This is a genomic window from Microbacterium sp. zg.B48, assembly GCF_024623505.1.
Lineage (GTDB): Bacteria > Actinomycetota > Actinomycetes > Actinomycetales > Microbacteriaceae > Microbacterium.
Genome location: NZ_JANJFE010000002.1, coordinates 14,775 through 25,970 on the forward strand (window position 1 = coordinate 14,775; position 11,196 = coordinate 25,970).

The window sequence follows — 11,196 nt, forward strand, 5'->3', positions numbered from 1 at the left end:
CTGCACAGGTAGGCTGCGCATGACCGGCAGCGGGTACGTGCGCTGATTCAGCAACGGTCCTCATCCTCGGACTCGTCATGCAATCGCTCACGCATCGCGACGCTTGAGCGTCACGATCGCCACGCTGAACAGTACGACGACCCAGACCACGAGGCCGAGAGCCCCCTGCCACGGTTCGAGGACCCAGAGACCCTCGGCTCGGTTGAGCGGTGAGCCCGGTGCAATGAACTCGGCGTAACCGGGGTGGCTGGTGAGGGCTCGGCCCAGGTTGAACGGGAGCAGCGCTACGAGGTTGTGCAACCAGACCTGCGACGCGGCACCACCGGCCACGAGGCCGAGCCCGAGCGGTACGACGAACACGAGTCCGAGTGCCGTGGCGATGCCGCTCGCGATGTTGCGCAGGAACGCGCCGATCGCGAAGGCCATGAGCCCGACCATCACGAGGTAGCCGACGCTGCCGATCATGGCACGCCAGTAGTGCGGGTCGTCGAGGCGGATGTCGATGCCGTTCCCGGCGAGCAGCGGGATGGAGATCGGGATCGTGACGGCCACCGCCATTGCACCGATAAGGAAGGTGACGACGGCGAACACCAACGCTTTGGCAAGCAACGCGGGAACCCGACGCGGTACAGCCGTGAGGGTGGACCGGATCATCCCGCTGCTGTATTCGCCGGCAATCACCAGCACGCCCAACACGCCCACGATAAGAACGTTGATATCGGTGCTGAGATTGATGACATTCACGCCGGCGTACTGCTGGCCTGTCTGTGCGACCTCTCCGTCGAACCAGGCGAAACTCGTCGAGGAGGACATCTGAGCTCCCACACCGACGGTGATCGCGACGATGGCGGCGTAAATCCACCAGGTCGATCGGATGCTGCGGAGCTTGATCCACTCGGAGTGGATGATCCCGCCGATGCTGAGGTTCTGCCCTGTGGCCGCGAAGACCGGAGTGGTGGTCGCGCTCATCGGGTGCCCTCCGAAGGGGTCTGGGGGGTCGTGTACTCGACCTCATCGCGAGTGAGTTCCATGTACGCCTCTTCGAGAGACCTCGTCACGGGCGTGAGCTCGTAGACGATGACGCCCGCTCCGGCCGCGATCTCCGCGATGCGCGCCGCGGCGACCCGGGTGACCGAGAGGAGGTCCGTCTCCGCGCTGGTGACGCCGGCGCCCTGCGCGACGAGCAGCGCGCTGAGACGGTCGGCATCGCTCGCACGCACCAGCACGGAGTCCCTCGACGCCTTCGCGAGGATCTCGCTGACGGGTGCATCAGCGAGCACCCTTCCGCGCCCGAGCACGATCAGATGCTCCGCGGTCTGCGCCATCTCGCTCATCAGGTGCGACGAGAGCAAGACCGTCCTCCCTTCCGCGGCGAGGGTGCGGGCGAGTCGGCGCACCCAGATGACGCCCTCGGGGTCGAGCCCGTTGACCGGTTCGTCGAGGATAAGCGTGGCGGGGTCGCCGAGCAGTGCGGTGGCGAGCCCGAGGCGCTGTCCCATTCCGAGCGAGAAGCCGCGTACGCGCTTCCGCGCCACCGAGTCGAGACCGGCGAGGCGGATGACCTCGTCGACGCGCTTCGTTCCGATGCGGTGCGTCGCCGCCATGGCGAGCAGATGGTCGCGGGCGGTGCGCCCTGGGTGCACGGCCCGCGCGTCGAGGAGCACTCCCACCTCGTGCAGCGGCGACCGGTGGTCTTCGTAGGGCCGCCCGTTGATCGTTACCGTGCCGGAGGTGGGGCGATCGAGCCCGACGATCATGCGCATCGTCGTCGACTTGCCCGCCCCGTTCGGGCCGAGGAAACCGGTTACTCGTCCCGGAGCGACCGAGAAGTCGATGCCATCGACGGCGGTCTTCGGTCCGTAGCGTTTGGTCAGGGACTGAGCGTGAATCACAAGATTCCATTCTCTGCGGTGCCGCAGGTCGTAATGCCGAGCGAGAAGCTAGCTCAGCTAGTGGACACTATGTGGCGGGGACAGTGTCAAGAGGGACACCCCCGTGCTGATCGCGACTTCGTCCATTACGTTCCGGCTTCATCGTGGCAAGCGTCACGATCCATGCCGCTGCCTGTTCGCGGCTCTTCGGCGCGGGGTAGTGCCGCATGGCTTCGGGATCACCGGGCGCCAAGCCGCCCCTGAGCGTCGCGCCATCGCACAGCCCGGGTTGCACTGCCTGCTGTGGAAAGCGGTCGGGCGGTATCGGCGGTGGCGTGGAAGAAGTCGCTTGTGTTACGGTCCGCATGCGTTCCTCGCATGATTTCTGAACCGCCAGATTTCGTGCCGCCGTGCGGGACGGTCTGCCGGGACCGCTTGAGTTCGAACAGCCACCTATGAGAACACGCCGTGGCCAGTCATCGGCAGGAGGGGCGGGCCAGGGGCCGTTCGCCTGTGCGCCTGTGCGCCTGTGCGCCGGGCAAGATGACACGAAGGACGTATGACATGCCGGAAGAACGCACCACTCTGATCGACAGCCTGCGGATCAATGCTCGCGAGCTCGGGAACGCGAACGGGATCCTGTACTACGACACCCCGCAATCGTCCACGTACCGGGGTTATGCGGACCTTGATCTCCGCGCTCGTGCGATTGCCGACGCCCTCGTGAAGCGCGGCTACCGCGTGGGTCAAACCGTCACGATCGGCCTGACCAGCGGGATCGACTGGGCGGATGCCGCATGGGGTGTGCTTTACGCCGGTCTCGCATTCGTTCCCGCACCGGTCGCCGGATTCGGCACCGGATCAGAGCTCGGGCAGCGGATCGGCGATATCGCCCGCGCGGCCGGGGCATCGGTCTTCCTCAGCGACGGCGGCGTCATCGATCGCCTCGGCGACGGAGACGACAGCCTCGGGGTGCCCGCCGTGCTGCTCGCTGATCTGCTCGCCGACGGCGACCCGGAACAGTGGACGCCACCCGCGATCAACGCGGACTCGATCGCGTATCTGGTATTCACCTCGGGGTCCACGGGCGAGCCGAAGGGCGTCATCTCCACCCATGGCACGGTGAGCGGCTTCGCCGACGCGGTGGCCGAACTCTGGGGGCTCGACCGTGAGGGGACGCTGGTCGGGTGGGCACCGATGCACCACATCATGGGGCTCTTGGCGCAGGTGATCATCCCTGGGGCGAACGGCACGAAAGCGGTGGTCACCTCGATCGAGCAGTTCCAGCGCCGGCCCGTCGTCTGGCTGCAGATGATCAGCCGACATCAAGGCACAGCGACGGCCGCGGGGAACTTCGCCTTCGCCCTCGTCACGCAGATGGTCACTGACCAGCAGCTCGCCGAACTTGATCTGTCCAGCCTCAAAGTGATGTTCACGGGCAGCGAGCCGGTACGCGCGGACACCGTGCGAGCCTTCCTCGACCGGTTCGCGCCCGCCGGCATCCGCGGCGACATGATCGCACCGACCATGGGGATGACCGAGGCCACCGCCTACGCCGGGAAATACCCCGGAGAGGCCATGGTCGTGCGCCGCTTCGACCGCGCCGCTATCGAGTCGGGAGAACTCATCCCCGCCGAGGGTCCGGGAAGCGTCGAGGCGGTGTCCTGCGGACGCCCCATCAAGGACACGACGGTTGTCATCGTCGATCCCCATACGCTGATGCCCGTACCCGACGGGACCATAGGCGAGATCTGGGTCGCGTCGCCGATGGTGTCACCCGGGTATTTCCGCCGCCCGGATGCGACGGCCGAGACGTTCGGACAGCAGCTCCCCGGCTCCGAGGAGGCGTTCATGCGCACAGGGGACCTTGCCGCGATCCTCGACGGCGAGCTGTTCGTCACGGGTCGTCTCAAAGAGGTGATCAACGTGCGCGGCCGTAACCTCTATCCGCAAGACATCGAGGCCGCGGCGCGCCTGGTCTCACCCGCCGTCGGGTTCGGCGCCGCCTTCGAACTCGACGGTCATCCCTCAGCAGTGGGAACCGTGCTCGAGTACAACGAAGAGACGCTTGCCCAGTCGGGCCACTCGATCGACAAGCTCGCCGGCCGGGTGCGCGACGCGCTGGTCAAGAACATCTCCCTTCCGTCTTTGGGGGTCGCGTTCGTCACGGAAGGTTCACTGCCGCGGACCTCAACCGGAAAGGTACGGCGCGCACTGACACGCACAATGCTCGAGAACGGCGACCTGTCGACGGCTCACTCGTCGGGCTTTCGTCAACACCCAGGCAACGGGCCTACCGAGTAGGGCATCTCCTGACCGCTGTCGAGCGTCGGCGAGCCCCGTGGAGTGCTGTGGTCCGTCCCGTCGGCGCTCGTGGACGGCGACCGGCTGGCTGTTGTCAACCCATGGCGGAAATCGGCGCGAGAGCGTGGAATGGTGCCATGACTCAGGACAAAGCGAATACACAGGGCACGCCAGGGGACGACGAAGAGGCGGACACCGCGTCAGGTGGCGCACCGGAGAAGCCGGACACGACCGACGAGAAGGGCCGCCCGCTGGACAACCCGTCCGGCTGATCCCGAGCCGAGGTCGGCGGCCCGATCCGATTCCGTATCGCGGTACGCGGAATGAAGCATCCCTCGCCGTCGTTGCCCATGTGGCCCCTGTGAGCGGTCGCCGAATCCATGCGCCACCGCCGGGCCGCAGCGCAATCGGAGCAGGCCAGATGACAGACGTCCTTTCCCCTCACCACGATGCCATCGTGCTGGACAACGCCGCCTGGCACGCGTTGTCCGGTCCGCACGCGCGCTTCGCCGAGGGAAACGGCCTGGTGCGCCGCTACCGGTCCGATGTCGCACCGTTCGTCGCGGTGCGGACATGGGATGACCCGGGGATCTGGGACGCGCTGATCGGCCTGGTCGGACACGGCGCGGAGATCGGGGTGTCCGGCGCCCTGCCCGACTTCCCCGATGGCTGGGTGGAAGTGGGTCGCGGAGAGGGAGTGCAGCTGGTCGAGACCGCTGCACTCCGCCCGGTTCCAGACCCGGAAGCCGTGCTGCTCGGCGAGGACGACGTTGCGGAGATGCTCGCCCTCGTCGGACGCAATCAGCCCGGCCCCTTCCTGCCGCGCACGCACGAGCTGGGGCGATACATCGGCTTCCGGCGCGAAGGCCGGCTGGTGGCGATGGCGGGCGAGCGCCTGCAGCCGGATGGCTGGACCGAGATCAGCGCGGTCTCCACCGACGACGCGTACCGCCGGCAGGGACTCGCCTCACGGCTCGTCCTGGATGCCGCGTTCCACATCCGGCAGCGCGGCGACCGCGCACTCATGCACGCCGCCGCGACCAACGTCGGAGCGATCGCGGCGTACGAGCGTCTGGGATTCGCGCTGCGCTCGCGCACGACCTTCGCCGTGGTGCGCGTTCCCTGACGACACGCTCGGATGGGCGTCCCACGAAGCCCGCGGGGTAGGTTGGAGAGGTGAATGCAAGCCCCGCGGATCAGCGCCGCCTTCTGGAAGTCGCCGAACTCGACACCCGTATCCGCCAGGTCGATGCCGTGCGCCGGAACCCGCCGCAGGCGACCCGCGTTCAGGAGTTGATCGCCCGTCGCCAGGAGTTGGCTCAGGAGCTGGCCACGCGCCTGGGCGTGCGGGACGACCTGCGCGCCGATCTGGCTCGGATCGAGTCCGACGTCGCCGTGGTCGACGCGCGCCGCGCTCGCGACGCCGACCGGCTCGCCTCGACGAGCAACATGAAGGAGGCGCAGGGCCTGGAGAGCGAACTGGGCTCCCTGGCTCGTCGCAAGGGCGACCTCGAGGATGCCCAGCTCGAGCTGATGGAACGCCTGGAGATGGCCGACGCCGCTGTCGCGACGCAGGAAGCGCTGATCGCCGAGACCAACGCCGAAGGCGCGACTTTGAGCGCCGAGGCCAAACGGGTCGTCGCAGAGTCGAGCGCCGCGTTCGACGCGGCCACCCGTGATCGGGCCGCCGTCGCCGGGAGCATTGCGGCAGACCTCCTCGCGTTGTACGAGCGCACGGCGGTGCGCAGCTCCGGCGCCGCTCTGCTGCGCCGCGGCACCTGCGAGGGCTGCCGCATGGTCCTGGCCGGCACCGACCTGCAGGCACTGCGTCAGGCACCGGAGGACGCGGTCGTGACCTGTCCGGAATGCGGGTGCATCCTGGTGCGCACGGAGGAGTCCGGTCTGTGACGCGTCGATTGATCGTCGAGGCTGACGGCGGTTCGCGCGGCAACCCCGGCATCGCCGCCGGCGGGGCGGTCGTGCTCGATGAGGCCACCGGTGCGGTGCTCAGCGAGGTCGGCGTCTACGTCGGAATCGCCAGCAACAACGTCGCCGAATACCGCGGACTGATCGCCGGTCTGGAAAGCGCGCTCGAGCACGATCCGGACGCGGCGGTGCACGTCCGGCTGGACTCCAAGCTCGTCGTCGAGCAGATGACGGGCCGGTGGAAGATCAAGCATCCCGATATGCGCACCCTGGCCGCCACCGCCCAGCGCCTGCTGCAGGGACGGGATGTGTCGTTCGAATGGGTTCCCCGGCTCTCGAACAAGCGGGCGGATGCCGCGGCGAACGAGTCGATGGATCGCCGGGAGAGCTTCCGTCGGGACTTCGACGGTGCGCAGGCCTGATCGATCGACCTGGATCGTCCTGGGCAGATCGGGCACCGACTGCACCGTCGCCTTCCTGGACGCCGCAGGCGTCGAACAGGGACGCGGCACGGTCGCCGCGGACGCGCTGCCGGGGTGGGTGGCGGAGCGCGAAGCGGGCGAACCGGTCCGCTGGGTGTGGAATGACACCCCCGGCTGGTACTCAGGGCTGCTGACGGGTGGAACTCGGGTCGCGCGCTGTCACGACCTGCGCCTGTGCCATGCCATCCTGCGCGACTCCGCACTCGTACGCGCGGACGCGGATCTCCGCGGCCATCCCGACTGGGACGCGCCCGCGAACACCGACTCCGCCGCCGCCGCGCCGGCCCTGTTCGAGCTGGGTGCTGCACCGGATGCCGCGCCCGCGCTGCCGGAGTCCCTCGACGAGGCGCTGCAGGAGTTCGCCCGGCAGCGCGCCGCCGTGGACGGCGCGAGCGATCCCGGGCGGCTCCGTCTGCTGACGGCTGCCGAGTCCGCCGGTGCCCTCGTCGCGGTGGAACTGCGCGCCGCAGGGCTGCCGTGGGATCCGCAGGCGCACGACCGGATCCTCGCGGAGGTGCTCGGAGCGCGTCCCGCCGCCGGCCGGACACCGGCGAAGCTGGAGGATGCCGGGAGGCGGGTCCGCGAAGCCCTCGGGGACCCCGCCGCGAACCTGGACTCGCAGCCCAAGCTGCTGCGATCGCTGCACCGCGCCGGCATCCTGGTCGAATCCACCAGCCGGTGGGAGCTGGCGCAGTACCGGCATCCGGTCATCGAACCGCTGCTGGAGTACAAGAAGCTCTCGCGTCTGCTGTCGGCGAATGGATGGGCGTGGCTGGACGAGTGGGTCCACGACGGACGGTTCCGGCCGGTGTACGTTCCCGGCGGCGTCGTGACCGGACGGTGGGCGTCGTCGGGGGGTGGCGCTCTGCAGCTGCCGCGGCAGCTGCGCGGCGCGGTGCGTGCCGACCCGGGGTGGCGTCTGGTGATCGCCGACGTCGCTCAGCTCGAACCACGGGTGCTGGCCGCGATGGCCGGTGATCGCGCACTCGCAGATGCGGCGCGCGGGAAGGATCTGTACGCGGGAATCGTGGATGCCGGAGCGGTCCCCACGCGCGCGGAGGCGAAGATCGCGATGCTCGGCGCGATGTACGGCGCGACCACAGGCGACAGCGGTCGTCTCGTGCCGCGGCTGCGCCGCACGTTCCCCCGGGCGATGGCGCTCGTGGACGCCGCCGCGCGCGAGGGGGAGAACGGCGGTGTGGTCAGCACCTGGCTGGGACGCAGCTGTCCGGAACCGTCAGCGGGCTGGCACGCGGCGCAGTCGTTGGCGAGCGACGTCGACGCGTCCGGCGGGGACGAGACGCGCGCACGTCGCTGGGCACGCGATCGTGGCCGGTTCACGCGGAACTTCGTGGTGCAGGGAACGGCAGCGGAATGGGCGCTGGCGTGGATGGCGGACGTGCGCGGCCGGCTCGCCGCCCTCGACGCCGTCCCGGAGTCGGATGCCGCGTCCCGTTCCGGACGGGTGTTCGCGACGCGTCCGCATCTGGCGTTCTTCCTGCACGACGAGGTCGTGGTGCACGCCCCGAGGGAGCACGCGGACGCGGCGGCGCGGGCGATCAGCGAGGCGGCAGAATCCGCAGGGCGGCTTCTGTTCGGCGATTTCCCGATCGATTTCCCCCTGGACCTGCGCATCGCCGAGACGGCACACGGCGAGTGAGCCCCGGCGATGTGCCCCGCGGCGGGCGCACACAGCGACGCGGGCTAGACTCGGCTCCGCGAATGGGTCGGCTGGACGGTCGCGTCGCTGCGGTTCGCCGCAGCGCCGAGGAACGTCCGGGCTCCACAGGGCAGGGCGGTGGGTAACACCCACCCGGAGTGATCCGCGAGACAGTGCCACAGAGAACAGACCGCCACGGCTTCGGCCGCGGTAAGGGTGAAACGGTGGTGTAAGAGACCACCGGGGTCGTGGTGACACGACCCGCAAGGTAAACCTCGCCCGGAGCAAGGCCAGACAGAGGATGTTGACGCGGCTCGCCGAGTCCTCGGGTAGGCCGCAGGAGCGGCACGGCAACGTGTCGCCGAGAGAGATGACCGTCCACGGGGCTTCGGCTCCCGGACAGAACCCGGCGTACAGGCCGGCCCATTCGCCCTCTCGCAGACGTCAGGACGGCGGGCTGGACAGCGTGATCAGCCCAGCGCCAGCGCAGCAGCCCCGACGATCCCCGCGTTGTTGCGGTGCACCGCGGGAACGATCGGGGTGTTCAGCTTCAGCAGCGGCAGGAACGAGTCCGCGTGCTTGGAGACGCCGCCACCGACGATGAACAGGTCGGGGGTGAACAGGAACTCCACGTGCTCGTAGTACCACTGCAGCCGTTGCGCCCACTGCTCCCAGCTGAGGTCTTCGCGCTCCATCGCCGAGTAGGCGGCGTACGCCTCGGCATCCTTGCTGTGCTTGGCCCGCTGCAGGTGGCCGAGTTCGGAGTTCGGGATCAGCACGCCGTTGTAGATCATGGCCGAGCCGATGCCCGTGCCGAGGGTCGTCAGGATGGTCAGACCCTTCGCGTCGCGTGCGGCGCCGAAGCGCATCTCTGCGACGCCCGCGACGTCGGCGTCGTTGGCGAAGTGGATCTCGCGGCCGAGGCCGTCTTCGAAGAAGGTCTCCGCCTCGAAGCCGATCCACTCCTTGGACACGTTCGCCGCCGAGAGGGTGCGCCCCGACTTCACGATCGCGGGAAAGGCCACGCCGAGCGGGATGGCGTCATCGAGCACGTCCAGCTGTGCGAGCACCTGGCGGACCGCGCCGAGCACGTCCTCGGGCTCCGCGCCGCTCGGCGTGGCGACCTTGATGCGGTCGCTGACCAGCGTTCCCGCATTCAGATCGACGATCGCCGCTTTGATGCCCGTTCCGCCGATGTCCACGCCCACTGCGCGCGCCATGTCCGATGCCATGGGGCCAGCCTATCCAGGACCGCACCCGCGGTCAGTAGGATCGAGCAGGCGGCTCCCCATGACTCGGGGGCTGCGAGAGGAGCGGGAAGTGTCCAGCGACGACAAGCGGTACTGGTACAACCTCACGACCGGCGAGGTGGAGCACGGCTACGTGTCCCCGTCCGTCAACCGTGCGGGCCCCTTCGACACCGCCGAGGAAGCCGCGAGAGCGCCGGAGATCATCCGGGAACGTTCGCGGGCCTGGGCTGAAGAGGAGCAGCGCGAGGACGAATCCCGGACCGCGCCCACGGCGGACGCCCCCTTCGACAACATGCTCGAGAACGACCAGAAATAACCCTGGCCATAACCGCCGGGCATCGAAGGGAATTGGATGGACAAGCAGCGTGACTTCGTTCTGCGGACGATTGAAGAGCGGGGCGTCAAATTCGTCCGGCTCTGGTTCACCGACGTCATCGGGACCCTCAAGTCGGTGGCGATCGCGCCGGCCGAGGTAGAAGGAGCGTTCAGCGAAGGGCTCGGATTCGACGGTTCCGCGATCGAGGGTCTGACCCGGTCGTACGAGTCGGACCTCCTGGCCCATCCCGATCCGACCACCTTCCAGATCCTGCCGTGGCGGGGCGAGATAGATCCGACCGCGCGGATGTTCTGCGACATCACCACGCCGGACGGGCAGCCGGCCGTCGCCGACCCGCGGCACGTCCTGAAACGCTCGCTGGCAAAAGCCGCTGATGCGGGGTTCACGTTCTACACGCACCCCGAGATCGAGTTCTACCTGCTCAAGTCGTCCTCCTTCGGACCGGACGGCCCGGAGCCGGTGGACTCCGCCGGCTACTTCGACAACGTCCCCGGCGGGACCGCCCACGATTTCCGTCGACGCTCGGTGCGGATGCTCGAGGACCTGGGCATCTCGGTCGAGTACAGCCACCACGAGGGCGGACCCGGGCAGAACGAGATCGATCTGCGGTACGCGGACGCGCTGGCCACCGCGGACAACATCATGACGTTCCGCACGGTCGTCAAGGAGGTGGCGATCGAGCAGGGCGTCTACGCGACGTTCATGCCCAAGCCGCTCGGGGGAAAGCCGGGCAGTGGGATGCACACCCACATGTCTCTGTTCGAGGGCGATGTGAACGCCTTCTACGAGGAGGGCGCCACCTACCAGCTCTCCAGAACGGGCCGGCAGTTCATCGCGGGGCTGCTGCGCCACGCCGGCGAGATCTCCGCCGTCACGAACCAGTTCGTCAACTCCTACAAGCGGCTCTGGGGCGGGGACGAGGCGCCCAGCTTCATCACGTGGGGCCACAACAACAGGTCCGCGTTGGTCCGTGTCCCGATGTACAAGCCGAACAAGGGCCAGTCCTCGCGCGTGGAGTACCGGGCTCTGGATTCGGCCGCCAACCCGTACCTGGCATACGCGCTCATGCTCGCAGCCGGTCTCAAGGGCATCGAGGAAGGCTACGAGCTGCCTCCCGAGGCCGAAGACAACGTCTGGTCGCTCACCGACGCGGAGCGGCGCGCGCTGGGATACGCGCCGCTGCCGGCGAGCCTGGATCATGCCCTGGAGTACATGGAGGAATCGGAATTGGTCGCCGAGACACTCGGCGAACAGGTGTTCAACTACGTCCTGCTCAACAAGCGCAAGGAGTGGCAGGAGTATCGCTCGCAGGTGACGCACTACGAGCTGAAGAACAACCTCGAGATGCTCTGAGCCTGCCGCGAGA

Annotated in this window: 11 protein-coding genes and 1 other RNA gene; 9 read left to right on the plus strand and 3 right to left on the minus strand. The window is 68.4% G+C overall.

Features of this window, described 5'->3' with window-relative positions:
- Positions 1–87: 87 nt before the first annotated feature.
- Positions 88–969: an ABC transporter permease gene (locus NQ152_RS00090; RefSeq protein ID WP_257522590.1), complete on the minus strand. Its 882-nt coding sequence runs from the start codon at positions 967–969 to the stop codon at positions 88–90.
- Positions 966–1,892 carry an ABC transporter ATP-binding protein gene (locus NQ152_RS00095; RefSeq protein WP_257522591.1) on the minus strand — a complete coding sequence of 309 codons (927 nt, stop codon included), beginning with the start codon at positions 1,890–1,892 and terminating at the stop codon, positions 966–968. Before NQ152_RS00095 ends, NQ152_RS00090 begins: the two co-directional genes overlap by 4 nt.
- Before the next feature lie 543 nt (positions 1,893–2,435).
- Between NQ152_RS00095 and NQ152_RS00100 the strand changes: the two genes are divergently transcribed.
- The 7 genes from NQ152_RS00100 (at position 2,436) to rnpB (ending at position 8,673) form a co-directional block, all read left to right on the plus strand.
- Positions 2,436–4,175: an AMP-binding protein gene (locus NQ152_RS00100; protein ID WP_257522592.1), complete on the plus strand. Its 1,740-nt coding sequence runs from the start codon at positions 2,436–2,438 to the stop codon at positions 4,173–4,175.
- Positions 4,176–4,312: 137 nt separating this feature from the next.
- Positions 4,313–4,447, plus strand: a complete 135-nt coding sequence (locus tag NQ152_RS00105; RefSeq protein ID WP_257522593.1) for a hypothetical protein — start codon at positions 4,313–4,315, stop codon at positions 4,445–4,447.
- Positions 4,448–4,596: 149 nt separating this feature from the next.
- The gene (locus NQ152_RS00110) at positions 4,597–5,301 is read left to right on the plus strand and encodes a GNAT family N-acetyltransferase (RefSeq protein WP_257503857.1); all 705 of its coding nucleotides are present in this window, start codon (positions 4,597–4,599) and stop codon (positions 5,299–5,301) included.
- A gap of 50 nt (positions 5,302–5,351) precedes the next feature.
- Positions 5,352–6,083, plus strand: coding sequence for a zinc ribbon domain-containing protein (locus NQ152_RS00115; protein ID WP_257503856.1), 732 nt, complete (start codon positions 5,352–5,354; stop codon positions 6,081–6,083).
- A complete protein-coding gene (locus NQ152_RS00120; protein ID WP_308209077.1) occupies positions 6,080–6,523 on the plus strand; it encodes a reverse transcriptase-like protein in 444 nt (147 codons plus the stop codon). The genes NQ152_RS00115 and NQ152_RS00120 overlap by 4 nt, the downstream gene beginning before the upstream one ends.
- Positions 6,453–8,243: a bifunctional 3'-5' exonuclease/DNA polymerase gene (locus tag NQ152_RS00125; RefSeq protein WP_257522594.1), complete on the plus strand. Its 1,791-nt coding sequence runs from the start codon at positions 6,453–6,455 to the stop codon at positions 8,241–8,243. The genes NQ152_RS00120 and NQ152_RS00125 overlap by 71 nt, the downstream gene beginning before the upstream one ends.
- Positions 8,244–8,306: 63 nt before the next feature.
- An RNA gene (rnpB, locus tag NQ152_RS00130) (RNase P RNA component class A) lies at positions 8,307–8,673 on the plus strand.
- A gap of 40 nt (positions 8,674–8,713) precedes the next feature.
- On the opposite strand, the gene ppgK is transcribed toward rnpB, so the two are convergent.
- The gene (gene ppgK / locus NQ152_RS00135; protein WP_257503853.1) at positions 8,714–9,475 is read right to left on the minus strand and encodes a polyphosphate--glucose phosphotransferase; all 762 of its coding nucleotides are present in this window, start codon (positions 9,473–9,475) and stop codon (positions 8,714–8,716) included.
- A gap of 88 nt (positions 9,476–9,563) precedes the next feature.
- On the opposite strand from ppgK, the gene NQ152_RS00140 reads away from it, so the two are divergent.
- On the plus strand, positions 9,564–9,809 hold the full coding sequence (locus NQ152_RS00140; protein WP_257503852.1) for an SPOR domain-containing protein: 246 nt from the start codon (positions 9,564–9,566) through the stop codon (positions 9,807–9,809).
- A 36-nt stretch (positions 9,810–9,845) separates the two neighbouring features.
- A complete protein-coding gene (glnA, locus tag NQ152_RS00145) occupies positions 9,846–11,183 on the plus strand; it encodes a type I glutamate--ammonia ligase (protein ID WP_257503851.1) in 1,338 nt (445 codons plus the stop codon).
- Positions 11,184–11,196: the final 13 nt, after the last annotated feature.

Coding starts and splice junctions, on each gene's coding strand:
- NQ152_RS00090 (WP_257522590.1), bottom strand. CDS start 969: ATGAGCGCGACCACCACTCCGGTCTTCGCGGCCACAGGGCAGAACCTC.
- NQ152_RS00100 (WP_257522592.1), top strand. CDS start 2,436: ATGCCGGAAGAACGCACCACTCTGATCGACAGCCTGCGGATCAATGCT.
- NQ152_RS00105 (WP_257522593.1), top strand. CDS start 4,313: ATGACTCAGGACAAAGCGAATACACAGGGCACGCCAGGGGACGACGAA.
- NQ152_RS00110 (WP_257503857.1), top strand. CDS start 4,597: ATGACAGACGTCCTTTCCCCTCACCACGATGCCATCGTGCTGGACAAC.
- NQ152_RS00125 (WP_257522594.1), top strand. CDS start 6,453: ATGCCGCGGCGAACGAGTCGATGGATCGCCGGGAGAGCTTCCGTCGGG.
- ppgK (WP_257503853.1), bottom strand. CDS start 9,475: ATGGCATCGGACATGGCGCGCGCAGTGGGCGTGGACATCGGCGGAACG.
- glnA (WP_257503851.1), top strand. CDS start 9,846: ATGGACAAGCAGCGTGACTTCGTTCTGCGGACGATTGAAGAGCGGGGC.